Annotated in this window: 24 protein-coding genes; 8 read left to right on the top strand and 16 right to left on the bottom strand. The window is 65.6% G+C overall.

Annotated elements, in window-relative coordinates:
* Window positions 1–82: 82 nt before the first annotated feature.
* From pheT to GEU84_RS09835, 4 genes are all read right to left on the bottom strand, one after another.
* Entirely contained in the window at window positions 83–2,500 is a 2,418-nt protein-coding gene (gene pheT / locus GEU84_RS09850) for a phenylalanine--tRNA ligase subunit beta (protein ID WP_152825970.1), read from the bottom strand.
* 218 nt (window positions 2,501–2,718) lie between these two features.
* Window positions 2,719–3,486, bottom strand: a complete 768-nt coding sequence (locus tag GEU84_RS09845; protein WP_152825968.1) for an NYN domain-containing protein — start codon at window positions 3,484–3,486, stop codon at window positions 2,719–2,721.
* A 138-nt stretch (window positions 3,487–3,624) separates the two neighbouring features.
* Window positions 3,625–4,944: a M15 family metallopeptidase gene (locus GEU84_RS09840; protein WP_152825966.1), complete on the bottom strand. Its 1,320-nt coding sequence runs from the start codon at window positions 4,942–4,944 to the stop codon at window positions 3,625–3,627.
* Window positions 4,945–5,059: 115 nt separating this feature from the next.
* The gene (locus GEU84_RS09835) at window positions 5,060–6,190 is read right to left on the bottom strand and encodes an S-(hydroxymethyl)glutathione dehydrogenase/class III alcohol dehydrogenase (protein ID WP_152825964.1); all 1,131 of its coding nucleotides are present in this window, start codon (window positions 6,188–6,190) and stop codon (window positions 5,060–5,062) included.
* A 263-nt stretch (window positions 6,191–6,453) separates the two neighbouring features.
* Here GEU84_RS09835 and GEU84_RS09830 point away from each other — a divergent pair, with 263 nt between their 5' ends.
* Window positions 6,454–6,735 (top strand): I78 family peptidase inhibitor, encoded by a 282-nt coding sequence (locus GEU84_RS09830; protein ID WP_241427640.1) that lies wholly within the window; start codon window positions 6,454–6,456, stop codon window positions 6,733–6,735.
* Window positions 6,736–6,785: 50 nt separating this feature from the next.
* Window positions 6,786–7,067: an I78 family peptidase inhibitor gene (locus GEU84_RS09825; RefSeq protein ID WP_152825962.1), complete on the top strand. Its 282-nt coding sequence runs from the start codon at window positions 6,786–6,788 to the stop codon at window positions 7,065–7,067.
* Between the two features lie 61 nt (window positions 7,068–7,128).
* Here GEU84_RS09825 and GEU84_RS09820 read toward each other — a convergent pair whose 3' ends face one another.
* The 7 genes from GEU84_RS09820 to GEU84_RS09790 form a co-directional block, all read right to left on the bottom strand.
* Entirely contained in the window at window positions 7,129–7,560 is a 432-nt protein-coding gene (locus tag GEU84_RS09820; RefSeq protein ID WP_152825960.1) for a cytochrome c, read from the bottom strand.
* 113 nt (window positions 7,561–7,673) lie between these two features.
* Window positions 7,674–8,945, bottom strand: a complete 1,272-nt coding sequence (locus tag GEU84_RS09815; RefSeq protein ID WP_152825958.1) for a lytic murein transglycosylase — start codon at window positions 8,943–8,945, stop codon at window positions 7,674–7,676.
* Window positions 8,946–9,160: 215 nt separating this feature from the next.
* Window positions 9,161–11,416 (bottom strand): ribonuclease R, encoded by a 2,256-nt coding sequence (gene rnr, locus GEU84_RS09810; RefSeq protein WP_152825956.1) that lies wholly within the window; start codon window positions 11,414–11,416, stop codon window positions 9,161–9,163.
* A gap of 134 nt (window positions 11,417–11,550) precedes the next feature.
* Entirely contained in the window at window positions 11,551–11,967 is a 417-nt protein-coding gene (locus tag GEU84_RS09805) for a GNAT family N-acetyltransferase (RefSeq protein WP_174539780.1), read from the bottom strand.
* Window positions 11,967–13,109 (bottom strand): succinyl-diaminopimelate desuccinylase, encoded by a 1,143-nt coding sequence (gene dapE / locus GEU84_RS09800; RefSeq protein ID WP_152825952.1) that lies wholly within the window; start codon window positions 13,107–13,109, stop codon window positions 11,967–11,969. The genes GEU84_RS09805 and dapE overlap by 1 nt, the downstream gene beginning before the upstream one ends.
* Window positions 13,110–13,209: 100 nt before the next feature.
* Window positions 13,210–13,575, bottom strand: coding sequence for a hypothetical protein (locus tag GEU84_RS09795; RefSeq protein ID WP_152825950.1), 366 nt, complete (start codon window positions 13,573–13,575; stop codon window positions 13,210–13,212).
* A 63-nt stretch (window positions 13,576–13,638) separates the two neighbouring features.
* Window positions 13,639–14,319, bottom strand: a complete 681-nt coding sequence (locus GEU84_RS09790; RefSeq protein WP_174539753.1) for a YetF domain-containing protein — start codon at window positions 14,317–14,319, stop codon at window positions 13,639–13,641.
* A gap of 90 nt (window positions 14,320–14,409) precedes the next feature.
* On the opposite strand from GEU84_RS09790, the gene GEU84_RS09785 reads away from it, so the two are divergent.
* Entirely contained in the window at window positions 14,410–15,699 is a 1,290-nt protein-coding gene (locus GEU84_RS09785; protein WP_241427639.1) for an NAD(P)/FAD-dependent oxidoreductase, read from the top strand.
* Between the two features lie 326 nt (window positions 15,700–16,025).
* Entirely contained in the window at window positions 16,026–16,367 is a 342-nt protein-coding gene (locus GEU84_RS09780; protein WP_152825947.1) for a DUF2794 domain-containing protein, read from the top strand.
* Between the two features lie 79 nt (window positions 16,368–16,446).
* On the opposite strand, the gene GEU84_RS09775 is transcribed toward GEU84_RS09780, so the two are convergent.
* From GEU84_RS09775 to GEU84_RS09765, 3 genes are all read right to left on the bottom strand, one after another.
* Window positions 16,447–17,262, bottom strand: a complete 816-nt coding sequence (locus GEU84_RS09775; RefSeq protein WP_152825945.1) for a C40 family peptidase — start codon at window positions 17,260–17,262, stop codon at window positions 16,447–16,449.
* Window positions 17,262–18,647, bottom strand: a complete 1,386-nt coding sequence (locus tag GEU84_RS09770) for a leucyl aminopeptidase family protein (RefSeq protein ID WP_152825943.1) — start codon at window positions 18,645–18,647, stop codon at window positions 17,262–17,264. Before GEU84_RS09770 ends, GEU84_RS09775 begins: the two co-directional genes overlap by 1 nt.
* Before the next feature lie 323 nt (window positions 18,648–18,970).
* Window positions 18,971–19,354, bottom strand: coding sequence for a hypothetical protein (locus GEU84_RS09765; protein ID WP_152825941.1), 384 nt, complete (start codon window positions 19,352–19,354; stop codon window positions 18,971–18,973).
* Window positions 19,355–19,491: 137 nt separating this feature from the next.
* On the opposite strand from GEU84_RS09765, the gene GEU84_RS09760 reads away from it, so the two are divergent.
* The 3 genes from GEU84_RS09760 to GEU84_RS09750 are packed head-to-tail and all read left to right on the top strand — an operon-like array spanning window position 19,492 to window position 21,435.
* Window positions 19,492–20,136 (top strand): carbonic anhydrase, encoded by a 645-nt coding sequence (locus GEU84_RS09760; protein ID WP_152825939.1) that lies wholly within the window; start codon window positions 19,492–19,494, stop codon window positions 20,134–20,136.
* Window positions 20,137–20,145: 9 nt separating this feature from the next.
* Window positions 20,146–21,123 (top strand): sodium-dependent bicarbonate transport family permease, encoded by a 978-nt coding sequence (locus GEU84_RS09755; protein ID WP_152825936.1) that lies wholly within the window; start codon window positions 20,146–20,148, stop codon window positions 21,121–21,123.
* 3 nt (window positions 21,124–21,126) lie between these two features.
* The gene (locus GEU84_RS09750; RefSeq protein ID WP_152825934.1) at window positions 21,127–21,435 is read left to right on the top strand and encodes a P-II family nitrogen regulator; all 309 of its coding nucleotides are present in this window, start codon (window positions 21,127–21,129) and stop codon (window positions 21,433–21,435) included.
* A gap of 39 nt (window positions 21,436–21,474) precedes the next feature.
* On the opposite strand, the gene GEU84_RS09745 is transcribed toward GEU84_RS09750, so the two are convergent.
* The gene (locus GEU84_RS09745) at window positions 21,475–23,397 is read right to left on the bottom strand and encodes a hypothetical protein (RefSeq protein WP_152825932.1); all 1,923 of its coding nucleotides are present in this window, start codon (window positions 23,395–23,397) and stop codon (window positions 21,475–21,477) included.
* A gap of 291 nt (window positions 23,398–23,688) precedes the next feature.
* Between GEU84_RS09745 and GEU84_RS09740 the strand changes: the two genes are divergently transcribed.
* Window positions 23,689–23,895 carry a hypothetical protein gene (locus GEU84_RS09740; protein ID WP_152825930.1) on the top strand — a complete coding sequence of 69 codons (207 nt, stop codon included), beginning with the start codon at window positions 23,689–23,691 and terminating at the stop codon, window positions 23,893–23,895.
* Window positions 23,896–23,926: 31 nt separating this feature from the next.
* Here the strand turns inward: GEU84_RS09740 and GEU84_RS09735 are convergent, their stop codons facing one another.
* Complete coding sequence (locus tag GEU84_RS09735; RefSeq protein WP_152825928.1) at window positions 23,927–24,949, bottom strand: aspartate-semialdehyde dehydrogenase; 1,023 nt, start codon at window positions 24,947–24,949, stop codon at window positions 23,927–23,929.
* Window positions 24,950–24,966: the final 17 nt, after the last annotated feature.

Raw genomic sequence — 24,966 nt, 5'->3', positions numbered from 1 at the left:
GCTTCCGCGTTGCTCTTTCCAGACATAAATATCCCACGGGGGTCCGGGGGTGTGAAACCCCCGGCCCGGCCGGCACAGCCCCTTACCCTCGCAGCACGGCGCCTGTGGCCTTGGCGACCTTTTCCACGATCCTAGCGCAGACGGCCTCGATCTCGGCCTCGGTCAGGGTTTTTTCCACGGGTTGCAGGCGCACGGTGAGGCCCACCGATTTCTTGCCCGCACCCATCTGCGCCTCGGCCTTGTCGCCGGTGAACTGGTCGAACACCCGCACCGTGTCGATCAGGGCCTTGTCGGCGCCCTGTGCGGCGTTCACCAGGGTCAGCGCCTCGGTCTGCGCATCGACGACAAAGGCGAAATCACGTTCCACCGCTTGCAGATCGGCCAGCTTCAGCGCGGGGCGCGTGGGGGTTTTCACCTTGGGCAGCGGCACGTTGGCAATCAGCAGGGTAAAGGCCACGGCGGGGCCTTTGACATCCATCGCGGCCAGCACGCGGGGGTGAACCTCGCCAAACGTCGCCAACACATTGGGGCCAAGGCCGATCACGCCCGACCGGCCCGGGTGCCACCAGCCCGGCACCTTGCGCGTCACCTGCACGCGGGCGGGGGCACCGATGGCGGCCAGCACCGCCTCGGCATCGGCCTTGGCGTCAAACAGATCGACCGGACGGCGAGAACCATGCGGATCGCGCGGGGCGGATGCGCCCACCAAAAGGCCGGTGGCATGCAGGGCCTGTTCGCCGGGCTCACCCCCGCCGAACACCGGGCCGATCTCGCACAAAGCCATGTCGGCAAAGCCGCGGGCCTGGTTGCGGGCAGCGGCGCGCAGCAGGCCGGGCAGCAGATCGGGGCGCAGATGGGTCATTTCCGACGAAATCGGATTGTCCACCCGCACGGCATCGGTGCCGCCGCCGAACAGCGCCGCCGCCGTGCTGTCGATGAAGCTGTAGGTGACGCATTCGTTGTAACCCAGCGCGGCCAGCGTGCGGCGTGCGGATTTCTCGCGGGTCTGCAAGGGCGTCAGCACGGGTTGCGGCACCCCGGCCTGACGGCGGGGCAGGGGTTTGCCTTCGAGCTTGCTGAGGGAGGCGATGCGGGCGATCTCCTCGACCAGATCGGCCTCGCCCAGAACATCGGGCCGCCAGGTGGGCGGCGTGGCCATGTCGCCGTTCAGGGTGAAGCCAAGGGCGGCCAGCGTGGCGCGTTGCGTGGCCTCGGCAATGTCCATGCCCACAAGGCTGACCACGCGGGCCGGATCCAGCCGGTAGGCGCGCGTGGTGTCGGGCACGGCACCATCCACCGCCAGATCGGACGCCTCGCCACCGCAAAGGTCCAGCACCATCTGGGTGGCCAGATCCAGCCCCGGCAGGGTGAAGGCCGGGTCGATGCCGCGTTCAAACCGGTAACGCGCGTCGGAATTGATGCGCAGCGCGCGGCCTGTGGTGGCGATGGTGATCGGATCCCAATACGCCGATTCCAGGAACACATCGGTCGTGGCCTCGGTGCAGCCGGATGCCGTGCCGCCCATGATGCCTGCCAACGATTCCGGGCCGTTGTCGTCGGAAATCAGCATCATGCCGGGGCGCAGGGCATAGGTCTTGCCATCCAGCGCCAGCAGTTCCTCGCCGCCCGCTGCCGGGTGGATGCGCAACCCGCCCTGCACCTTGGCGGCGTCGAACACATGCAGGGGCCGGTTCAGCGCGAAGGTGAAGAAATTGGTGATGTCCACCAGTGCCGAAATGGGCCTGAGGCCAATGGCGCGCAGCCGGGTTTGCAGCCACGCGGGCGAGGGGCCGTTGGTGACGCCACGGATCAGGCGGCCTGCGAAGATCGGGCAGCCTTTGGTTTTCAGCGCGGGGGCGATGGTGATGCTGATCGGGCAGGGGAAGGCCCCGGTGATCGCCGGAATGTCCAGCGGTTTCAGACTGCCCAGGCCGCGCGCCGCCAGATCGCGGGCGATGCCGCGCACGCCCAGCGCATCGGGGCGGTTGGGGGTGATCTTGATGTGGATCATCGGGTCATTCAGACCCCGGTAGTCGATGAACCGCGCGCCCAGCGGCGCATCGGCGGGCAGGTCGATGATGCCGTCATGGTCATCCGACAGCATCAGTTCGCGTTCCGAACACAGCATGCCGTTGGATTCCACGCCCCGTATCACGCCGGGTTTCAGATCAACCCCGGTGCCGGGCACATGGGTGCCCACAGGGGCGAACACGCCCACCAGCCCGGTGCGGGCGTTGGGTGCGCCGCAGACCACCTGCACCACCTCTGCCCGTCCACCGGGGCCGTCGGGCCAGGTTTCGACGCGGCATAGGCGCAGCCGGTCGGCATTGGGGTGGGGCACGGCCTCCAGCACGCGGGCGATGCGGAAGGCGCCCAGTTTCGCCGCCGGGTCTTCGACGCCCTCCACCTCCATCCCCAGATCGGTGAGGGCGTAGAGGATGGCCTCCAGCGGGGCCTCGGTGTCGAGGTGATCCTTCAGCCAGGACAGGGTGAATTTCATGGCGCGCGCCCCTTGGATACAAACGCCACGGGCTTAACGCAAAGCCGGGCCAAGGGGAAGCGGGGGCAGGGCGGTTTGATGGGGCCGCTTGTCCGCCCTGCCGGGCGGTTTCGCGGGGGGCGGGGCGGGCAGGTGGCCGGGGCTGATCCTGCGCCCTTGCGGGTGATGTCGCGGGGGCAGCGAAGAGAACCGTCAGGCTTGATGCGCGGTCGTAGGGCTCAGGCCACGTCGCGGGCCAGCAACTGCCCGCCGGGGCCGGGTTTCACCTCGAACCGGCTGATCTTGCGCACTAGGTCGGAGAGTTTTGCCGAACCATAGGTGCGGGTGTCGAAATCGGGGTTGCCCTGGGTGATATACTGGCCGATCTGGCCCAGCGAATACCATTCGCCCTCGGGGTCGATCGCCCGCATCGCCTGGATGATCAAGGGGATGGCCTTGGCCGGGGCCTCCTTGGCGGTGCTGGCGGGGCGGGGCGGTGCCTCGGCCACCGGATCGGCGCTGCCGGTTGGCGCAGGTGTGCGGCGCGGGGGCGACGGTTCTTCGGCCAGGCCCAGATTTTCCACATAGATGAACCGCTTGCAGGCCATGCGGAACGCCTCGGGCGTTTTCTTTTCGCCGATGCCGTAGACATCCAGCCCCTGTTCGCGCACCCGCGCGGCCAGCCGTGTGAAATCGCTGTCGGAACTGACCAGCACGAAACCGTCGAACAGGCCCGAATGCAGGAAATCCATCGCCGCGATCACAAGGCCGATGTCGCTGGCGTTCTTGCCCTTGGTGTTGGAAAACTGCTGGTCGGCCACCAGCCCCAGCGCCGCCACCTGCCGCGCCCAGCCCGCCAGCCGTTGCGCCGACCAGTCGCCATAGATGCGCCTGACGCTGGCCTCGCCCAGGGCCGCGATCTCGTTGAATATGGCCTCGGCATAGCCCGAAGGCACATTGTCGGCGTCGATCAGCACGCAAAGGCGCGGGGCGCGGGGTTCTGGCATGGAGTTCCTTCCGGGCTGACGCCGCTGGCGCGGGGTGAAGCCTATCATGCCCCGGCTGCGTGGCGGGAACAATCCGTGATCCGGCATTTCGGGCGACGGGAGCGTGCAACCGGCTGGCAGCAGCAGGTTGGCCGATGCTCAGGGCGATGCGACGGGTGCGGTATCACCCTCGGCCTGTGGCTGCGCCGGAACCGTGCCGGCATCGGGTTCCGGATCGTCGTTCACAGCCGAACGGGAAACAACCTGGCCTTCGTCGATCCAGCGTTGCAGAAGCTGCGCGCTGACTTCGAAATGCATCGATTCCTCGCGTGCAAAACCCGCGCCCCAATACCAGCCGTTGCGGATGAAATAGGGTGCTGCCTGCGCCAGACCGCGCTGAACGCGGTTGTCGCCATAGAAATCCAGTTGTCCATCGACGGTAAGGTCAATCGCAAGGCCCCAGGAGTGGTTGGAAATCTGGGTGGCGCTGCCACGGATCAGCCGCACACAAAGCCCGCCCGCCGAGCCAAGCGCATCGCGCAGGGTTGAATTGTCGGCCGCGATGTCGCGCAGTATCTTTTCAAGCGATTGAGCCGCAGGTTTGAGCAGTGTCACGCGCAATCCGTTGTGCTCGGCGCTTGCCATCTGCCCGTTGAGCGCCTCGTTGTCCGGCATGGCGCAAACCGGGCCCGGGTTGCTGCTTGGCGCACCGAAAACCCGCAGCAGCACATTCCTTTGCGCTGGCCGCAGATCGCCGTTCACCGTCTGACGGTCCAGCCCAAGGGCGCCGAACGGGACCGCTTCCTTCAGCCCCGACCCCTGCGGTGCCACCGCGCTGGGGGTCAGTTCACGGTCGATTACGGCGATACCCTCTTGTGCCAGAAGCCGTGCGAGCGGGGGCTTCGTTTCGTCCAGTTCTATGGCGCGCAGTTTTGCACGTTCGGCCTGCTGCCGGTCACGCAAATTCACCAGATATTCACGAAAGCCTGTCCATTGCTTGCGCTCGGGCTCTGTGCTGGCAACAAAGGAAAAGTATTCTGCCAGCCGGATGCGGGTTTCGATATCCTCGCTGCGGCCCTCGAGGGCCTGGTTGTTCAGAAAGGCGCGGCTCTCGGCCAGCCGTGTATCGACAAGGCGCTCGGCCTCGAATGCTGCACTGGTTTGAAGTTGCTGCCGCTCATAGGCGTCTTCAGTTTCAAGCCTTTGAAGTTCAAGCGCATTCTGGCGCTCTATCACGGCGATCTGAGACTCCGCCTTGGTCTTTTCGATGTTTTCCTGATACAGCGCCTTGGTTTGCTCGATCTGCACCAGATAATAGGATTCCATCACTTTCTGGATGACGGGAAACAAGGCAACCGCGACACCGACCACCATGGTGCCAGCCACAACCTTCCAGAAATCCATCCGCGTTTGATAAAGCGCGCGCTGGTGTTCCAGAGCCATGGCTTCGCGCGCAAGATCGGGTGGGGTGTCGGTCATGTGCTGATCCGCGGAAAAATGAAGTCTTGTAAAATCTGTTTTTAAAATACCTCATCCCTCACAAAAAATCAACCCGGGCGTGCAGCGCAGCCGGTGTGCTGTACGCCCGATCCGATCAATACACCACCACGCTGCGGATGCTTTCGCCCGCATGCATCAGGTCAAAGCCCTTGTTGATGTCTTCCAGCGTCAGGGTGTGGGTGATCATCGGGTCGATCTCGATCTTGCCGTCCATATACCAATCCACGATCTGCGGCACATCGGTGCGGCCACGCGCGCCGCCAAAGGCCGTGCCTTTCCACACCCGGCCTGTGACCAGCTGGAACGGCCGCGTCTGAATCTCGGCCCCCGCCGGTGCCACGCCGATCACCACGGATACGCCCCAGCCGCGGTGCGTGCATTCCAGCGCGTCGCGCATCACCTTGACGTTGCCGGTGCAGTCGAACGAATAGTCCGCCCCGCCGATCTGGTCGAAGGGGGTTTTCGTCAGGTTGACGATGTGCTGGACGATGGAGCCGTCGATCTCTTTCGGGTTCACGAAATGGGTCATGCCGAAGCGTTCGCCCCAGGACTTGCGGTCATTGTTGATATCGACGCCGATGATCATGTCGGCTCCGGCCAGCCGCAGGCCCTGGATCACGTTCAGCCCGATGCCGCCCAGGCCAAAGACCACGGCCTTTGCCCCGATTTCCACCTTGGCCGTGTTGATGACCGCGCCGATGCCGGTGGTGACGCCGCAGCCGATGTAGCAGATCTTGTCGAAAGGGGCATCCTGCCGCACCTTGGCCAGCGCGATTTCGGGCACGACCGTATGGTTGGCGAAGGTGGAACAGCCCATGTAATGATGGATCGGCGTGCCATCCAGCATGGAAAACCGGGTGGTGCCATCGGGCAGCAGGCCCTGACCCTGCGTGGCGCGGATCGCGGTGCAGAGGTTGGTTTTCTGGCTGAGGCAGGACGGGCACTGGCGGCATTCGGGTGTGTAAAGCGGGATGACGTGATCGCCCACCTTCAGGCTGGTGACACCTTCACCCACGGCGATGACCACGCCCGCGCCCTCATGCCCCAGAATGGCGGGGAACAGCCCCTCGGGGTCGGCGCCCGACAGGGTGAATTCGTCGGTGTGGCAGATGCCGGTGGCCTTGATTTCCACCAGAACCTCGCCGAACTTTGGGTCTTCGAGGTTCACCTCCATGATTTCCAGCGGTTTTCCGGGGGCGATGGCGACGGCGGCACGGGTGCGCATGGGCGGTGATCCTTTTCAGTTTGGTGGCAGACTGCTGCAATCAGGGCCGGGCCGCAACTGTTCTTGCGGCATGGGCGAGGGCCGATCTGTCGCAAACGGCAGGAGCACCTGCACCGCATGGTGCGGCATTTCAGGCAGGGGCCGGCTGATCTGGGGTGGCCCCGGCCCCCGATGCGCCGGTTTCTGCCCGTGCTGCGGCCCATTGCTTGCCGCGACCGCAGGCTGCCGCTAGGCTGGTCGGCACCCGTGATGGAACTGTGCCGATGTTGCGCCTCTTGCCGATTGTGCCCTGTCTTGTGCTGGTGGCCTGTGCGCCGCCCGCGCCGGTCCGGTCGCCCGGCAGCACCATTGACCCCGTGCCCTGCGGTGCCGCCGCGATGCAAGACCTGATAGGCCAGCCTGCCAGTGTTCTGCCAGCCAGCGGCCCGCCAGGCAGCCTGCGGCTGATCCGCCCCGGCGACGCGGTGACCGAGGATTTCAGCGCCACCCGGCTGAACGTGATGCTGGATGCGCGGGACCGCATCACCGCCCTGACCTGCGGCTGATCGCGGCCGCAGCCCCCCACACCCCCGCACAATACTGAAAGGACGACCCCATGATGCGCCTTGCCCTTGCCATGACTGCCGCCGCCGCCTTGGCTGCCTGCCAGATGGAAACGCCCCCGGCCCCGCCCGCAGACCTGCCGGAAAACGCCTGTGGCGCTGCCGCATTGCAAAACCTTGTCGGCCAGCCCGCCTCGGTGCTGGAAACCATGCGCTTTGCCGCGACCACCCGCATCATCCGCCCCGACATGGCTGTGACAATGGATTTTTCGCCGGAGCGCCTGAACATAGAGATTGACCGGGCCGAGATGATCAGCCGCGTTGCCTGCGGCTGATCCGCCGGCAGGTCGCCGGGATGCGTCCGCCGGAACGGCAGACGCGCCCCGGCAGCACATGTCAGCTGCGATAGGCGCTGTGGCAGCTTTTGCAGGTTTCGCCAATGGCACCCATGCCGGCCTGCACGCCTTCCAGCGTTGTGGCATCCACGGCTGTGGCAGCGGTGCCCAACGCGGCGCCCTTGGCGGTGAAATCGGCCCAGTTTGTCCAGATCTCGGGTTTTGCCTTGGTGGCAGGGTCGGTGGCCTGCGGCTCGAATTTCGCGGGGATTTCGGCGGCGGCAGCGGCCAGAGCGGTTTTCGCCGCTTCGGCGGCGGCGGCGTCAAATGCGGTCTTGCCCCCCGCCATGTCGCCCAGAACCTTGGTGTTCATGGCCACTACGCCCATCAGTTCCTGACGGGCTTTCACGGTGGGTTCCACCGCATCTGCGGCAAGGGAAACGCCCCCGGCACAGATCAGGGCAATGGCAATGGTCTTGGCAGTGATCTTCACAATCTGGCTCCTCGCTGGACAATGTCGGGCCAGTATAGGGGCCTGCGTGACAGCCGGGATAAAACCTGCGCGACAGGCAGGGGTATCACGCGAATGTCATCGCGGGGCGGCGTTCAGCGCAGGCGTTTGAGGATCGCGATACTGGCATAGCCGTCGGCAGGCAGGCCCTGCGCGCGTTGCCAGGCTTGCAGCGCCGCGATGGTGTTCGGCCCCACCTTGCCATCCGCCACGCCGGTGTCAAACCCCGCCGCCGTCAGGCGCTGCTGCAATTCCACGCGCTCGGCCTCCAGCAGGGCGCGGTCCTCGCGCGGCCAGACTGCGCGGATCGGCGTGCCGCCCGCCAGCCGGTCGGCCAGATGCCCCACGCCCAGCACATAGGCATCGGCGGAATTGTAGCGCGCTATGGCGCGGAAATTGCCGAAGATCAGAAAGGCCGCACCCCGCGCGCCCCCCGGCAGCAGGACCGAGGCCGGTCCTTGCCCGGGCAGATCGCCACCATCCGCGCGGCGCAGCCCCTGCGCCTGCCAGTAGGCCACCGGTTTCTGCACCCGCTTGCCGCTTTGGGCATAGTCGAAATCGTGGGGCAGCGTCACCTCGACCCCCCAGGGCTGCCCCGTCATCCAGCCCGAAGCCGCCAGATAGGCGGCGGTGGAGGCCAGGGCATCGGCGGGATCGTCCGACCAGATGTCGCGCCGCCCGTCGCCGGTGAAATCGACCGCAAAAGCCAGATAGGATGTGGGGATGAACTGGGTATGCCCCATCGCCCCGGCCCAGCTGCCGGTCAGCCGGTCGGCCGTCACATCGCCCGATTGCAGGATCTTCAGCGCCGCCAGCAGTTGCTCCTCGAAAAACGCGCCGCGCCGCCCGTCAAAGGCCAGCGTCGCCAGCGAGCGCACCAGCGGCATGTCGCCCCGGTTGGTGCCATAGCTGCTTTCCAGCCCCCAGACCGCCACGACCACCTCTTTGGGCACACCATAGCGCGCCTCGATGGCGTCAAGCAGGCCTGCATGCCGCGCCAGCGCCGCCTGCCCGTTGGCAATGCGGCTGTCCGATGCGGCGGAATCAAGATAATCCCAGATGGTGCGGGTAAATTCGGCCTGATTGCGGTCGCGGCGGATCACCTCGGGGTCATAGGTCACGCCCTGCAAGGCGCGGTCCAGCACCGCAGGCGAAACGCCCTCGGCGATGGCGCGGGGGCGAAACGCTGCCAGCCACGCCTCAAGCCCGCGTTGCTGTTCCTGCGTTGGCTGATTCGTATCCTGTTGCACCGGCGCCCCCTGCACCACGGCCGGCACGGCGCTTTCCGCCCCGGCGACGCGGGCCAGTGCCGGAAGGGCCAGTGCTGCAAGGGCCACACCCCCCAGCCCAAGACAGAATGACCGCATCGCCTGACCGCCCGTTGTTCTTGACTGGCGGCAAGTCTAGCCGGATTGCCGCCCCAGGCAAAGCCAGAGCTCCGCCACGATGCCGGATCGGCGACCCTCCGCCCTTCCCGGCATTTTCTGCCTGTAAATATCCCCGCCGGAGGCCTCGACATAGTCACCACGCGCTGCCGCAAGACTGCCGCATCAGGCAAACCTGTTCTTTCGCAGAAAAAACGTCACTTCCGCGTGCGGATCACCTTGCGTTTCACCTTTGCATCGCGCGCCGCCGCCTTGGCGGGTTTGCGCGGTGCAAAGCGGCCCCGTTTGGCCGAAGCGCCGCCGGGCAGCTTGCGGTCCTCGACCTCCAGCAGATCCAGCATCAGCCCGCCCGTCACGGGCACAGCCTCGGCCAGCCGCACCGTCACCCGCTGGCCGATGCCCAGTGTCAGGCCGGTGTCAGACCCCATCAGCGTCTGGCTGTCGGCATCGAAATGAAAAAACTCGCGCCCCAGCGACCGGATCGGTATCAGGCCATCCGCCCCGGTTTCATCCAGCTTCACGAACAGGCCGAACCGCTGCACGCCGGATATGCGGCCCGAAAACACGCTGCCCACCCGTTCTGACAGGAAGGCCGCCAGATAACGGTCGGTCGTGTCACGCTCGGCCATCATGCTGCGCCGCTCGGTGTCGCTGATCTGTTTTGCTGTCTCGTCCAGTTGTTCGATGTCCTGCGCCGACAGGCCGTCATCGCCGAAACCATGCCCGGCAATCAGCGCACGGTGCACGATCAGGTCGGAATAGCGCCGGATCGGGCTGGTGAAATGCGCATAGTTCCGCAGGGTCAGCCCGAAATGTCCAAAATTCGTGGCATTGTAATAGGCCTGCGTCATCGACCGCAGTGTGGTGATGTTCATCAGCTCGTCAAACTCCGTGCCCTGCGCCTGTGCCAGCAGCCGGTTCAGATGCGCGGTTTTCAGCACCTGCCCCTTGGCCAGCACAAAACCCGAGGCTTCGGCCACCTCGCGCAGCGCCTCCAGCTTTTCGGGGCTGGGCTCCTCATGCACGCGGTACAAGAGCGGGCGTTTCAGGCGGATCAGTTCCTCGGCGGCGGCCACATTGGCCAGCACCATGCATTCCTCGATCAGCCGGTGCGCGTCGAAACGTTCGTAATAGCTGACGGATTGCACCGTGCCATCCTCGGCCAGGATGATCTTGCGTTCGGGCAGGTCAAGTTCCAGCGGCTGCCGGGCGGCGCGGGCCAGTTTCAACGCGGCATAGGCGGCGTAAAGCGGGCGCAGCACAGGTTCTACCAGTGGCGCAGCGCGGGGGCTGGGGTTGCCGTCGATGGCCTCCTGCGCCTCGGCATAGTGCAATGATGCGACCGAGCGCATCATGCCCCGGGTAAACCGGTGCGCCAGTTTGTTGCCCTGCGCATCCAGCACCATGCGCACGGCAAGGCAGGGGCGGTCCACATGCTCGTGCAGCGAACACAGGTCGCCCGACAGCACATCGGGCAGCATCGGCACCACGCGGTCGGGGAAATAGCTGGAATTGCCGCGTTTCCGCGCCTCGCGGTCCAGCGCCGAACCGGGGCGCACATAATGCGCCACATCGGCGATGGCCACCCAGACCACATGGCCGCCGGGGTTGGCGGGGTCGGTATCGGCATGGGCATGCACGGCATCGTCGCGGTCGCGGGCATCGATCGGGTCGATCGTCACCAGCGGCAGATCGCGAAGATCCTCGCGCGCACCCATGGGCGCGGGGGTGGCGCGGTCGGCCTCGGCGATCACCGCATCGGGGAACTGGTCGGGTATGCCATGCTGATGGATGGCGATGATCGACACCGCGCGCGGCCCCGACGGATCACCCAGCCGCGCCACGATGCGCGCCACCGGCAGGCCCATGCGTTTGGGCCCGGCCTGTTCGGCCTCGACCAACTCGCCATCCCTGGCCCCGCCGGTCATGTCGCGGGGCACCGACCATTCCTTGTCACTGCCCTTGTCGATCGGCACGATCCGCCCGCCGTCTGACCCCGCGCGGAAGATGCCCAGCAGTTTCAGCGGGTTCACCCCGATCTTGCGGATCAGGCGGCCCTCATGGCTGTGGCCCTCGCCCGTGACCTCGGCCAGACGCGCCAGGATGCGGTCGCCCTCGCCCAAAGCCGGGTCGCTGCTGCGGGTGACAAGCAGGATGCGCGGCTCGGGCCCCGCGCCATCCCATTCCAGCGGGCGGGCGTAAAGATCGCCCTCGGCATCCGGCGCCAGCACCTGCACGATGGATACCGGCGGCAGCGCGCTGGCATCGCGGTAGGTCCGGTGCTTTTTCGCCACTGCGCCTTCCGCCTCAAGCTCGCGCAGCAGGCGTTTCAATTCGATGCGTTCGGCGCTGCCCTTGATGCCGAAGGCGCGGGCGATGTCGCGCTTTGCGGTCAGGGTGGGGTTGTCGCTGATCCAGGCCAGCAGCCGGTCTTTTGAGGGTATCTGATCCATTTCCACCCCCTAGCATGGGGCGTCGGGGGCGTCATCCCGAAAGCCTTGCTGTAGGGCAAATGGCGGAAGCGGGGGGGCTGTCTGCCCCCCCGCACCCCCCCGAGGATATTTGAGTCTGGAAAGAGGGGCGAAGGTCAGAGAAGCAAGACCATGTCGCGGTGAAGGATGCCCGCATCCAGATATTCCGGCCCGGTTGCCGCGAAACCCAGCTTTTCATAGAATCCCAGCGCATGGGTCTGGGCACCCAGTTTCACCCGCGTGATGCCGGGGGTCTGGCGGAACTGGTCCACCGCCGCGCGGATCAGCGCCGCGCCAAGGCCCGTGCCGCGCAGGTCGGCCAGCACGCAGACGCGACCGATCTTGCTGGTGGCGCCATCGGTCAGCAGGCGGGCCGAGCCCACGGGGCGGCCTGCGGCGGTGGCCAGCAGGTGAAGCGCCTGCCCGTCAAGGTCATCGACCTCATCCGCCTCGGACACGCCCTGTTCCTCGATGAACACCACGCGGCGCAGCATGCGGCAGGTGACGATGTCGTCGGTCAGCGCAATCTGGATCATGCGAAATACGCGCGCAGGAGGCGGCCGTAGATCGCCTTCAGCGCCACGATCTGCGCCACCTCTACCCTTTCATCGACCTGATGCATGGTCTTGCCCACCAGCCCGAATTCGACCACCGGGCAAAGCGCCTTGACAAACCGCGCATCCGACGTGCCGCCCGAGGTCGAAGGCTGGGGCCTGAGCCCGGTTTCCGCCTGCACCGCATCGGCGATCAGAGTGGACAGCGGGCCGGGCGGCGTGAGGAATGCCTCGCCTGACACGCTGGCGGTGAGGGTGATCTCGACCCCGGTTTCGGCCTGCACTTTTGCCGCCTCGGCCTGCAACCATGCGGTCAATGACGCCCCGGTATGCATATCGTTGAAGCGGATGTTCACCGTGCCCCGGCACTGGGCGGGGATGACATTGGTGGCGGCGTTGCCGGTATCGACCGTGGTGATGGCCAGGGTCGAGGCGTCGAAATGATCCGTCCCCCGGTCAAGCTCATGCGCGGCCAGCCGGTCCATCAACCACACCATGGCCGTGACCGGGTTTTTCGCGCGGTGCGGATAGGCGGAATGCCCCTGCACGCCGCGCGCCTCGAAATGCGCGGTCATCGAGCCGCGCCGGCCGATCTTCATCATGTCGCCCAGCACCTCGGGGCAGGTGGGTTCGCCCACTAGGCAGACGCTCATCGCCTCGTTGTTCTGCGCCATCCAGTCAAGCAAGGCCACGGTGCCATCCACCGCCACGCCCTCTTCATCACCCGTGATGGCCAGGATCACCGCGCCATCAGGGGGCGTGTCGGTCACGAAATCGACCGCCGCTGCGGCAAAGGCCGCGACACCCGATTTCATGTCGGTGGCCCCGCGGCCATACATCCAGCCATCCACCACCGCCGCGCCGAACGGGTCTTGCGTCCATGCGCCCGCATCGCCCACCGGCACCACATCGGTATGGCCGTTGAAGCCGAAGGCCTTGTTGGCCCCCTGCCGCCCCCAGCGGGCGTAAAGATTGGCCACGCCGCCCCGGTCCACCCGCGTGCAGGTAAAACCCGCGCCGGACAGCAGCCGTTCCAGCAGCACCAATGCGCCACCTTCGGCGGGCGTGACGGACGGGCAGCGGATCAGGTCGGCGGTCAGGACAACGGGATCGACGGACATGGGGCCTCTCTCGGGATGCGGATTGCCGCATGGCATAGCGAAACTGCCCATCCCCGGCAACCGGCCCCGGGTGCCAGCCATGGGTCAGGGCCGCGTGGGATCAGTCGTAGAACGGCGTCATCTGCGCCACGACCACCGAGTTTTCGGCCAGCGCACGGTCCATGAGGGCGCGTTCGTCGGCGTCGATCTCGTCGCCCTCGGCCAGTCGTTCCTCCAGCGTGCCATAGCCCGACACATCCAGCGGGGCCAGATCGGCGGCTTTCAGCAGCGCCACGGTTTCGCGCACCGCCTCGGCCTCGTCCACGCCGCTGGCGTAGCACATCAGCGCGGCACCGGTGGCCTTGTCGGGCAGCCCGTCGCCGGCCTTGCGGCCCACCTCGATCACCAGCGTGTAGACCTGCTGCGGGCGCTTTGCCTTTTCCGGCTTGGCGGGGGCGTCATCATCGGGGTGGTGATCGTCGGTCATGGCGGCTCCGCTGGCTTTTCGTTCCGTTGCCAAGTTTCCGGCCCGGGCGCAAGCAAAAGCGGGTCAGGCCGCCGTGGTGGCGGGGGTGCGGCCCGTGTCTTTGCAGGCGGGGCAGGGGTCTGTGCCGTGGCTTTCAAGGATCAGCCCGCAATTGGCGCAGCAACTGGGCTGCCCCGCCACCGGGGGCGGAAAGCCGAATTCCACCGGCGGCACGATGGCCAGACCCGGCTGCGGCTGATCCGCCTGAAACACCGACAGCTGGCCGCTGGCCTCCAGATAGGCGACGCGCACCTGGCCCATGTTTTCGATGCCCTGCATCCGCAGCAGTTCCATCAGCTCCATTGTGCCGATCCGGCGGGTCGCTATGCCGTCGCACAGGATGTGCCCATCCTCGACCACCGCGACCGGCTGACCGTCGATCACCCGCTTTACCTTGCGGAACCGCCGGTTGGCGGCGTCGATCGCCTTGTCGAACAGCACCACCAGCGTGATGACCAGCATGGCATGCAGCAAAGGCACATCGGGGTAGAACAGCGAATCGCCTACCGCCGACCCCAAGGCGATGACCATCAGGAATTCGACGATCGACAGCTGCGCCACGCTGCGCCCGCCGACCCAGCGCAACAGCAGCAGCGTATAAAGGTAGATCAGCAGGGTGCGGGCCGCGATTTCCAGCAGGAACAGCGGGGGCGCATCGCCAATGAACATGCGGTGCAGGTCGAAGGGAATGATTTCGGGCGGCACGGCACACTTTCGGGCTGGGGCGTTGCGGGGCCAAACTGTCACGTTTCGGGGCTGCGACAAACCCCTGATCCGCGCCAGAGGAACCCGGCCTTGCCGCGCCGCGTTGCGGGGCATCACATGTGCAACATCGAGGTTCCCTTGACCGCAGCCCCATCCCGCAGCGATGCCGACACCCGCAAGCGCCGCCTGCATGCCGACCGGCCCTTCTGGGCGGCAACGCCGCATATTTCGGCAAAGCATGACCGCCAGCCGCCGCAAAAGGACTGGGATGTCATCATTGTGGGCACCGGCATCAGCGGGGCGCTTATGGCCGAGGCACTGACGCGCGCCAAGCTGCGCGTGCTGATCCTTGACCGGCGCACCCCGGTGCGCGGGTCAAGCCTGGCGTCAACCGCGATGATCCAGCACGAGATCGACATTCCGCTGCACCAACTGGCCCGCCAGATCGGGCTGGACAAGGCCGAACGCGCCTGGCGGCGTTCGGTGCGGGCGGTGGATGACCTGGTGGCGCTGGCAAAGGGGCTGAAGCTGAAATGCCAGATGCAGCCCAAGCAGGCGCTTTACCTGACCGGCAACGAGATGGGCCAGCGCGCCATGCAGGTTGAAATGGAGGCGCGGACTGCGGCGGGCATCGCGGGCGAGTATCTGAACGCGGCGGACTTGCGGGCGCGTTTCGGCATCGACCGGACGGGTGCGATTCTGTCATCCGCCTCGGCCTCGGCCAATCCGCCGCAACTGACGGCGGGGTTGCTGGCGGTGGCGCAGGCGCGCGGTGCCACGGTGGTATCGCCCGCCGAGGTGACGGATATGGCCGAAATGGCCGGAGGGGTGGCGCTGGCCACCCGCCGGGGCCAGATCTTTACCGCCCGCCATGTGGTGTTCTGCACCGGATATGAATTTCTGCCGCAGATGCAGTCGCGGGCGCATCGCATCATATCCACATGGGCGCTGGCCTCGGATCCCGGCATGGCGCGGCCCGGCTGGCTGGATGACATGCTGGTGTGGGAGGCGGCCGAGCCCTATCTTTACTTCCGCACCACGCCCGATGGCCGCATCATCGCAGGCGGCGAGGATGAGGGTGACGCAGAGGCGTTCAAAGACCCGGCAAAGATGACGGCGAACATGGCCCGCATCGCCGCCAAGCTGGAGCAGGTCTGCGGCATCCGCATCGGCACGCCCGCCTATACCTGGGCCGCGCCCTTTGGCAACACCACCGACGGTCTGCCGATCATCGACGCCGTGCCGGGGATGGAGCGGGTGTTTTCCGTCATGGGCTTTGGCGGCAACGGAATCACCTATTCGATGATCGCGGCGCAGATCATTGCGGCACGGATCGCGGGCAAGCCGGATGCAGACGCGGATTTGTTCGCGTTTCGCTGAATGTGGTGGCGCGGGCTGGGCGGCGCGTGCGTTCTGGGGCATGACCGCGCAAGCAAGTAAGCCCCCGTCCCTTGCCAGTGGCGCGGGACGGGGGCCTGATGCTGCAGCGAGTTTTCCGGCGGTGCAGGCTGGGTGGGGGCAAAACAACCGCACCGCCGGAGTTTGGTATCAGCTTCAACTCGCTACCCTTGCTTTGTCGCCCCTGATCGCGGCGGCGATATGGGCAAAGCAGGGTGTTTTCCGGGTCTTGCCATGGCCGAATTCGGGCAGGCGCAACCCTGGGCCGAAATGCTTGATTTGCCGGGCCAAGCGCGTAAGCTGACCCGATGACCGCGCAGCCCCCGATCCCTTTCGCCCCGCATCCTGCCGAACAGGTCAGCTTTGACCGCCGCGAACTGGGCGCGATCCTGACGCTGTATGGCCGGATGGTGGCCTGCGGGGAATGGCGCGACTATGGCATTTCCTGTCTGCGCGATCTGGCGGTGTTTTCGGTGTTCCGCCGCACGGCGGAAAACCCGCTTTACCGCATCGAAAAGCGCCCAAGGCTACGTGGCAAGCAGGGCATCTATGCCGTGGTCGGCATGGACGGGCAGGTGCTGCGGCGCGGGCATGATCTGGCGGCGGTGCTGCGGGTGCTGGAACGCAAGCTGATCCGCCCGGTGGATTGAGGCCCCCGATATCAGGGGGCTGTCTGCCCCCTCGCCCGTTCCGGGCTCACCCCCGAGGATGTTTAAGGGCAGAAAATGATCAGGGGCGGCGGCAGGCTGTGACCGGCCCGCCACCTTGCGCCGCGATGCGGGCGATAGCGCGGGCGGTGGGCTCCAGCCGTGTGGTCATGCCATGGGCGGTGGCGTGGATCATCATCTCGCCATCGACGATCATCGCCACATGGCCCTTCCAGAAGATAAGGTCGCCGCGCATCAGCCCGGTCTGGTCAACCGGCTGGCCCAGCGCCAGCTGCAAATCGCTGTCAGCCGGGCAGGGCCAGCCGCAGGCCAGCAGCGCCGCCTGCACCAGCCCCGAACAATCCAGCCCCGCGCGGCTGTTGCCACCCCACAGATAGGGCGAGCCCAGAAACTGATGCGCCACATCCACCGGATCGGTGAACCAGTCACCGATGGGCCGCAGATGCGCCGAGGGCACAAAGCCCAGCGGCGTTTCGGCAAAGGCGCCCGATGTGCCCGTGACCCTGACCCGCGCGCCAAGGCTGAGGCTGGCGGTTTCCTGCGCCTGCACGCGCGGGGCGCGGTAGATGTGGCTGGCGGGGGCGGCCACCCAATGCGTCGGCCCGACGGGCGGCCCCAGCACGGTTTCCCGCAGCCAGCCGCAATAGCCATCCTTCGCGGCCTGGCCGAAGGCAAAGCCATGCTCCCTGTCGATCACGGTGAAGCCGTCGCCCAGCAGAACCTGCCGGTCGCGCGCGCCGTCGGGCGCGGCCAGAAGGTCTGCCAGCGGCACAACCACTTCGGCCACCTCGCCCGGGGTGTAGCGTGCCGCCTCGACCCTTCCGCGCAGGCTTTCGTGTGCCACCCGGGCGGTGGCGGGGGTCAGGCGGCTGTCCATCACAGGTCCAGCATCTGCGGCAGGGCGGCCAGCAACGCCCGTGCGCCCTGACCCACGCCACCCTTGGGCCGGGCGGGCGCATCGGCGGGCTGGTGGCCGTAGATGTCGAAATGGATGTAGCGCGGGTTTTCGACAAACCGCCGCAGGAACAGCGCCGCCGTGATCGCCCCGGCAAACCCGCCCGAAGGCGCATTGTCCAGATCGGCGATGCCCGGCTCGATCAGGCTTTCATACCCGTCCCAGAACGGCAGCCGCCAGACCGGATCGCAGGTTTCCGCCGCCCCCGCCTCCAGCGCCCGCGCCAGCCCTGCGTCATCGGTGAAATAGGGGGCCAGATCCGGCCCCACAGCCACGCGCGCTGCCCCGGTCAGCGTGGCCATCGAGATGACCAGCGCAGGCGCACCCTCATCGGCCAAGGCCAAGGCATCGGCGAGGATCAGCCGCCCCTCGGCATCGGTGTTGTTCACCTCCACCGTCAGGCCCTTGCGTGAGGTCAGGATGTCGCGCGGGCGCATCGCATTGCCCGATATGGCGTTTTCCACCGCAGGCACCAGCACGCGCAGCCGCAACGGCAGATCCAGCGCCATGATCATCTGCGCCAGCCCCATGACAGTGGCCGCGCCGCCCATGTCTTTCTTCATCAGCAGCATGCCTGCCGAAGGCTTGATGTCGAGGCCCCCGGTGTCAAAACACACGCCCTTGCCCACCAGCGTCAGCAAGGGGCCGGTGTGGCCCCAGCGCAGGTCAAGCAGGCGCGGCGCGCGGGTGGAGGCGCGGCCAACCGCATGGATCATCGGCAGGTTCTGCGCCAGCAGGTCATCGCCCCGGATCACCGTGGTTTCCGCCCCGTGCCGTGCGGCCAGTGCCAGAAACGCCTCTTCCAGTTCCTGCGGGCCCATGTCGCTGGAGGGTGTGTTGATCAGGTCGCGCGTCAGCCATTCCCCTGCGGCCATCGCCAGCAGCCGCGCGGTATCGCAGCCTTCGGGCGCCTGCAGCAGCGCGCGGGGGGCGGGGGGCTTGGCCGGGCGGTAGCGGGTATAATTGTAATGCGCCAGCAGCCAGCCAAGGGCGGCCTCGTCGCGCTCGGCCGCTGTCAGGTTGCCTGCCAGGTGCCAGTTGCCTGCAGGCAGGGCCGTGGCCGCCCTGGCCAGCGCAAAGCGGCTGCGGGCACGGGTTTTTTCCGTGCCATGGCCAATGACCGCCGCTGCCACGCCACCCGGCCCCGGGATCAGCCGCAGATCGCCCAAAGCCGCCTCGAACCCCGTCGCTTGCAGCCATGCGGCCACTTCGGCGGGCTGGGCCGCGCGCCAGCCGGGCAGATCGGCCACCGGGATGACATGCAGGGGGCGGGACGGGGCGGCAGGATCGGCAAAGGCAGGGGGCATGGCGGCATCCGGTGGCAAGGGCTCGGAGCGGAGCCTAGCTGTTCCGCCGGTGGCCGCAAGGCTGTTGGCATGCATGGCCGAAGGTGGCGTTTCGTCGGGGGGCCCGCAGGGCAGGCCCCCCTGTGCCCGTTTGCCTGCGGTCCGGCGCAGGGGCGGGAAAGCGCAGACGGGGCAAACGAAGGCGTGCCGCGCAAGGGCCATGGCACGCCGTGTCGGGTTCACCAAACCGCACCGGCATGGCGCCAGCATGGCAGCATCGGGGCAACGCGTGGCGCGGGCGCGGCATTGCCCAGCGCCACGCGCCGCCGTAGGGCTGCGCAGGCCTATACCGTCTGGTCCAGAGGCTTGCCGTCCTGCGACAGTGATTGTTCGGCCACCCGCATCAGCCGCGACCAGACGGCGGAAAAAGCCGTGACGTCGCTGCTGTCCAGGCATTGCCGCACATCGCGGGCCACCAGCGCAAGGCTGACCATGCCCAGATGCTCTGCCATGCGCTGCACGCGCCTGAGTTGCCGGTGCAGATCGCTGAGGTCGCGCGCCCGCATCTGCGCGGACAGGCCTGCCATGGTCAGCGCCAGTTCACCCAGCGCCCGGGTCACCACCTGTTCGGCGGTCTGCGTATCCAGATCGCGGTAGATGGCGGCAATCGGTCCGGCATCCTGCCGCAGCCGGTCAACCGGCCGCAGCGGCACTATGCTGCATGTCATCACTCCCTCCGTTCACACCCGGCGCCAGTCTGGCCCGGCGTGCTGAAGAAAAGGTTTCTGCGCCTGCAAGAAAACCCTCGAATTTTCCGCGATTGCAGCCTATCCACAGGGGTTGACCCAACCCGAAGGATGACGCGATGGATCAGGCCAAACCCCTGCCCGGCTATCTTGTTCAACGGTTTCACGGCTGGAAGGCAACGGCCTATCACGACAACAAGGCCTGGTATCGCCGCCTGTACGAATCCGGCCAGCATCCCCGCGCCATGGTCATTTCCTGCTGCGACAGCCGGGTTCATGTGACGTCGATCTTCGGCGCGGACGAGGGCGAGTTCTTCATTCACCGCAACGTGGCCAATCTGGTGCCGCCCTATAACCCCGACGGCGAGTATCACGGCACATCGGCCGCGGTGGAATATGCCGTGACCGCGCTGAAGGTGGCGCATGTGGTGGTGCTGGGCCATTCCAACTGCGGCGGCGTCAAGGGCTGCCATGACATGTGTTCCGGCCATGCGCCGGAGTTGTTGGAGAAATCCAGCTTTGTCGGCCGCTGGATGGAGATCCTGCGCCCCGGCTATGAGCGGGTGGCGCATCTGCCCGACGAGGGCCGCGTGGCCGCACTGGAAAAAGAGGCGGTCGTGGTCAGCCTGGAAAACCTGATGACCTTCCCCTTCGTGCGCACGGCGGTGGAAACCGACCGCCTGACGCTGCACGGCCTGTGGACCCACATGGGCGACGGCGGGCTGGAGCAATATGTGCCCAAGCTGGGGTTTGTAGCGGTGTGATGCAGCGCGATGTCTGATCTGTTCCGGCTGGCCGCCGACAATCTGCTGTCGCTCGCAATCCTGTGTTTCGTGCTGGGTCTATTGGCCGCTCTGGCGCGATCGGAACTGACCGTGCCCGAGGCGGCGGCAAAGGCAATATCGCTTTACCTGCTGTTTTCCATCGGGTTCAAGGGCGGGGCCTCGGTGGCGGCACATGGGGCCGACGGGGCGCTGCTGGCGGCGCTGGCGGCCGGGGTGGTGCTGTCTTTCGTGCTGCCGCTCTTGGCATTCGCGCTGCTGCGGTTCATGACGCGGCTGGGGCGTGTCGATGCGGCGGCGGTGGCGGCGCACTACGGGTCGATCAGCATCGTGACCTTCGTGACCGCGACATCGGTTCTGGTGGACCGGGGCATCACCGCCGAGGGCTACATGGTGGCGGTTGCCGCAGCGATGGAGGCCCCGGCCATCGTCTCTGCACTGTGGCTGGCCTCGCGCGGGGGCGGGGGCAGTCGGATGGATGGTGATCTGTGGCGTGAAATCCTGCTCAACGGGTCGATCGTGCTGCTGGTGGGGTCGTTCGTCATCGGCATGCTGACGGGGGCCGAAGGGCTAGACCGCATCGCAAGCTTCATCGTGGCGCCCTTTCAGGGAGTGCTGTGCCTTTTCCTGCTGGATATGGGCCTTGTGGCGGGGCGCGGGCTGCGGGGCGCGCGCGGAGTTCTGGGCGCGGGGGCGCTTTGTTTTGGCGTGATAATGCCGCCCATCGGGGCCGCTACGGGGCTGGCGGCGGGGCTTCTTCTGGGCCTCTCACCTGGCGGGGTTGCGCTGTTGATGGTGCTTGCGGCCTCTGCCAGCTATATCGCCGTGCCTGCCGCCATGCGCGTGGCGCTGCCGGATGCCAATCCCTCGGTCTATCTGACCCTCTCGTTGGGGGTCACCTTTCCCTTCAATCTGGTTGTCGGCATCCCGCTTTATGTGGCGGTTGCGACAGCCCTTGCCGCAGGCTAAGCCATGCAGACCCATCAGGCCAAACGCGTTGAAATCATCATCGAGGCCCCGATGGAGGGCCGGCTGACGGCGGCGCTGGAAAAGGCGGGCGTCACGGGCTTTACCGTGCTGCCCGTGCTGGGCGGGTCGGGCCGGTCTGGCCGCTGGACGCGCGACGGGCAGGTGGGCCGCGCGGGCATGGTGGCGGTCATCTGCCTCGTGCGCCCCGAGCGGCTGGACGGGTTGCTCGACGCCGCCTTTGCCGTGGTAGAGCGCCACATCGGCGTGGTCAGCATCACCGATTGCGCTGTGCTGCGGGCGGAACGGTTCTGAGCGGCGCCGCATCGGGTGCAGTTTGACGGGCCTCGGGTTTCAGGCCTTCCTGGAGAGGATAACTGGGAAATGGCTGGAATAGCGCCAAGCCCGGACATTTGACCTTTTGCCGGTGATCGTTTGATCCACCACATGCTGCGACCAGAGCGACAGCAGAACCCCGCGCGGTCCTTCGCCCGAGGCCATCGCAATCTGCACCAGATTGCCAGTATCGTCTTTCCAAAGGGCAACCGAATGGCTGCCATCCTTGCGGAGCCTGTTGGCACGCTCCACAAGGCCGTAAGACGTGAAGCTGAGCACTGCACAGCCCGGATCGTCTGCAAGGCTGGCAGCATACTGCGCCGACCAGCGGCCGGGGATCTGGGCGCTGTCCATCAGCAGAGCAAACACCAGGTTGGGCCCCACGGCCCGCAGAACATCATGACAGACATCAGACCGGGCCAATTCTTCGCAGATCAGAGCGGCAAAGGCAGAATCCTTGCGGAACCGATGAAAATACAGTTCGCGTTGACCAATGGGCGTAGTTTCCCACCAATGAGACACCATCGGATTCAATACTGTGCCCAAGCCATAGCTTTCGACCTGCCGCCTGTCCAGCCGCCAACGGTGATGTTTGCGGCGGCTGTTGGTGATGTGCATTAGGGGATTGCGTTTTTGCCAAACGCGCGTCAGCAGCGTGTTTGCAGCCTGGCCCTCGCAATTGTCCGAGGCTCCAGCAACGACAAACTCCAGGTCCGGTGCAGCGTCTTTCATGCGTGAACACAGTCGATCAAACAGCGCGTAGGTCAGTGCGTATTCCGGCAGAATGACAGCATTCACCGCCCGCGTTTCGGCTCTCGCCGCCGTCAGCAGATCGACGCAGCCGCGAATGAAACCTTCCTGCTTGTCGTGGCCGCCAATCCAGTTCTGGGCCAAATGAAAACTCTCCCAGTTCGGTTTGTCCCAGCGCAAGTCGTTGGGCGTGGTTGCGCCATTTGGCACCGTGTGGGGCTGAAAGTCGGTTGCGTTGAGAACGAAAGGTGCTGGAATCAACAGTATATCTAAGGTTTCACGGTCTTCGCTATCAGGTTCCGCATCCGTCATATCCCAGAAGCAGCGCAACTCGCCGCGACCCGGAAGCAGCGCCAGATTGCGCGTCACATTGCGTATTGTCGCGCCAACCGCCGCGACCCGGATCTTGGGCATGACGCAGACAACGCTACTATCGGCGAGAAAGGTGAGCGACGCGGGGCCGCGCGGGGCCGCGCGGGTGGCTGTCGGAGTGTTGGCGGTTGCGCCGTCGATGCCTTGTATAGCGGCGAGGTCAGCAACTGCGACCGGTTCTGCGCCTGCGTCAGGTAAAGCCCTGTCTTCAAACTGGTAAAGTGACTTCAGCAATTCTCCCATTGCCTGACCGTCGAAGCGTTTCAACGGGTCGCGGAACAGTCGAACCGAGACAAGATCGGAAATCGTCACCAAAGCTAGTGCCGCTTTCCACCAGCCCGGTGGGTTGCCCTCCTCTTGATGCACATAATGGCCACAGTTTACGGGTGCGTCCCATGCCCCGAGCAACTCCTGCCACAATTCCTGGACGGCTGGGGGTGGCGTCAGCGAAGGCTCCCGTGTGCTATTGTGGTATGGGTGGTCCGGACGGCCGCCGCGTTGCCCGCCACGCCAATGCCACACAATGTCGTCGATCCTGTCACGGAACGCCCGGTCGAAGACAAACAGGCAATCATCGCCGTGGCGGGCATAGGGGGAGGGTTCAAAGAAGCCTACAACGCCACCGATCCGGCACAGATGGCCACAGACGGCGAACAGATCAGTCGCTATTTCCGGCACAAGCAGCCAGCGATAGCTTGGATCATACTTGTCTGCGTGGGGCAGGCTGCTACGAATCACCACCTCAGGATTCGCCCCCTTTGGCAGCACCGTGCGGATGGCGGCGCCCACGCTTTGCACGATATGCGGTTTATGCGCCACGGCAATCACTCCTTACAATAGCCGAAGAGTGTCGCCAGGCGGCATTTGCTGTCAACGCGGGAAGACGGCTCGCAGAATCGTGTCGTATTTTTGCCACATTTCTGCCCGCAAGGGCTGATAGTGGGATAATTTAGGCATATATTCACACGTATGAAACAAAAGTGGCTCGATGTGTGTTTCCATGGGGATGCGGAAAGACGACCACGAACAATCTGCTTGGCGCGCGACCCGCTGTAGTTGTAACATCACTGCAGTCGGCTGCCTGTAGCGACCAGCAAGAACAGAGGCGCGATGTCTTCTCAAGCAACACCCCAACTTCTTGATGCACGCAGGCGTGTAGCTCAGGAGCAGTATCCAGACATCATTGATGCGCTAACCGAGCGCTATGTGCAATCCATGCGGGCGCGTAACCAACAGCTCGTGATCGACGATGAACTGCGCAAAGAATTGCGTGAGGAACTCGAAGACATGATCCGCAGCGCGGCTGGCTCGAGATAACGGCGCAGCTTGTGCCTGCGCCGCCCTTACATCACCCCTTCTTCAGGCACCGGTTGCCCAGCACCTCGGCGATCTGCACCGCGTTCAGGGCTGCGCCCTTGCGCAGGTTGTCGGAAACGCACCACAGGTTGATGCCGTTGTCGATCGTCGAATCCTGCCGGATGCGGCTGATGTAGGTGGCGTAATCGCCCACGCATTCGACCGGGGTGATGTAGCCACCGGCCTCGCGCTTGTCGATCACCATCACCCCCGGGGCCTCGCGCAGAATGTCGCGGGCCTCGTGTTCATCCAGAAAATCCTCGAATTCGATGTTGATCGATTCCGAATGGCCCACGAACACCGGCACGCGCACGCAGGTGGCCGTGACCTTGATGTTCTTGTCGAGGATCTTCTTGGTTTCCGCGACCATCTTCCACTCTTCCTTGGTGGAGCCGTCGTCGAGGAACACGTCGATATGCGGGATCACGTTGAAGGCGATCTGTTTGGAGAACTTCTTGGGCGCAACCTCCTGACCCGGCACATAGATGCCCTTGGTCTGGTTCCAAAGCTCGTCAATCCCCTCTTTGCCCGCGCCCGACACGGATTGGTAGGTGGAAACCACCACCCGCTTGATCCGCGCGCGATCGTGCAGCGGCTTCAGCGCCACCACCATCTGCGCGGTCGAACAGTTCGGGTTGGCGATGATCATCTTGTTTTTGTAAAGTTCCACCGCCTCGGGGTTCACCTCGGGCACCACCAGCGGAATCGCGGGGTCGTAGCGGTAGAGGGACGAGTTGTCGATCACCACGCAGCCCGCCGCCGTGGCGCGGGGCGCATAGATTTTCGTCGCCTCGGATCCCACGGCGAACAGGGCAATATCCCATCCGGTGAAATCGAATGTCTCCAGATCCTTGGTCTTGAGTGTCTTGTCGCCAAAGCTGATTTCGGTGCCCATGGATTTGCGCGAGGCAAGTGCCACGATCTCATCCACCGGAAACTCGCGCTCGGCGAGGATGTTCAGCATTTCGCGGCCCACATTGCCCGTGGCACCGGCGACGACGACTTTATAGCCCATCGGACCCTCCAGATGTC

The sequence above is a fragment of the Fertoeibacter niger genome, assembly GCF_009380135.2.
Lineage (GTDB): Bacteria > Pseudomonadota > Alphaproteobacteria > Rhodobacterales > Rhodobacteraceae > Fertoeibacter > Fertoeibacter niger.
Note: the sequence above shows the minus strand (reverse complement) of the source record. Positions and strands in the feature narration are given on the sequence as shown.

Excerpts from the sequence above, each read along its gene's own strand:
- pheT (WP_152825970.1), bottom strand. The coding sequence starts at position 2,500 with ATGAAATTCACCCTGTCCTGGCTGAAGGATCACCTCGACACCGAGGCC.
- GEU84_RS09845 (WP_152825968.1), bottom strand. The coding sequence starts at position 3,486 with ATGCCAGAACCCCGCGCCCCGCGCCTTTGCGTGCTGATCGACGCCGAC.
- GEU84_RS09840 (WP_152825966.1), bottom strand. The coding sequence starts at position 4,944 with ATGACCGACACCCCACCCGATCTTGCGCGCGAAGCCATGGCTCTGGAA.
- GEU84_RS09835 (WP_152825964.1), bottom strand. The coding sequence starts at position 6,190 with ATGCGCACCCGTGCCGCCGTCGCCATCGCCCCCGGAAAACCGCTGGAA.
- GEU84_RS09830 (WP_241427640.1), top strand. The coding sequence starts at position 6,454 with ATGTTGCGCCTCTTGCCGATTGTGCCCTGTCTTGTGCTGGTGGCCTGT.
- GEU84_RS09825 (WP_152825962.1), top strand. The coding sequence starts at position 6,786 with ATGATGCGCCTTGCCCTTGCCATGACTGCCGCCGCCGCCTTGGCTGCC.
- GEU84_RS09815 (WP_152825958.1), bottom strand. The coding sequence starts at position 8,945 with ATGCGGTCATTCTGTCTTGGGCTGGGGGGTGTGGCCCTTGCAGCACTG.
- rnr (WP_152825956.1), bottom strand. The coding sequence starts at position 11,416 with ATGGATCAGATACCCTCAAAAGACCGGCTGCTGGCCTGGATCAGCGAC.
- dapE (WP_152825952.1), bottom strand. The coding sequence starts at position 13,109 with ATGTCCGTCGATCCCGTTGTCCTGACCGCCGACCTGATCCGCTGCCCG.
- GEU84_RS09795 (WP_152825950.1), bottom strand. The coding sequence starts at position 13,575 with ATGACCGACGATCACCACCCCGATGATGACGCCCCCGCCAAGCCGGAA.
- GEU84_RS09780 (WP_152825947.1), top strand. The coding sequence starts at position 16,026 with ATGACCGCGCAGCCCCCGATCCCTTTCGCCCCGCATCCTGCCGAACAG.
- GEU84_RS09775 (WP_152825945.1), bottom strand. The coding sequence starts at position 17,262 with ATGGACAGCCGCCTGACCCCCGCCACCGCCCGGGTGGCACACGAAAGC.
- GEU84_RS09770 (WP_152825943.1), bottom strand. The coding sequence starts at position 18,647 with ATGCCCCCTGCCTTTGCCGATCCTGCCGCCCCGTCCCGCCCCCTGCAT.
- GEU84_RS09765 (WP_152825941.1), bottom strand. The coding sequence starts at position 19,354 with ATGACATGCAGCATAGTGCCGCTGCGGCCGGTTGACCGGCTGCGGCAG.
- GEU84_RS09760 (WP_152825939.1), top strand. The coding sequence starts at position 19,492 with ATGGATCAGGCCAAACCCCTGCCCGGCTATCTTGTTCAACGGTTTCAC.
- GEU84_RS09755 (WP_152825936.1), top strand. The coding sequence starts at position 20,146 with ATGTCTGATCTGTTCCGGCTGGCCGCCGACAATCTGCTGTCGCTCGCA.
- GEU84_RS09750 (WP_152825934.1), top strand. The coding sequence starts at position 21,127 with ATGCAGACCCATCAGGCCAAACGCGTTGAAATCATCATCGAGGCCCCG.
- GEU84_RS09740 (WP_152825930.1), top strand. The coding sequence starts at position 23,689 with ATGTCTTCTCAAGCAACACCCCAACTTCTTGATGCACGCAGGCGTGTA.
- GEU84_RS09735 (WP_152825928.1), bottom strand. The coding sequence starts at position 24,949 with ATGGGCTATAAAGTCGTCGTCGCCGGTGCCACGGGCAATGTGGGCCGC.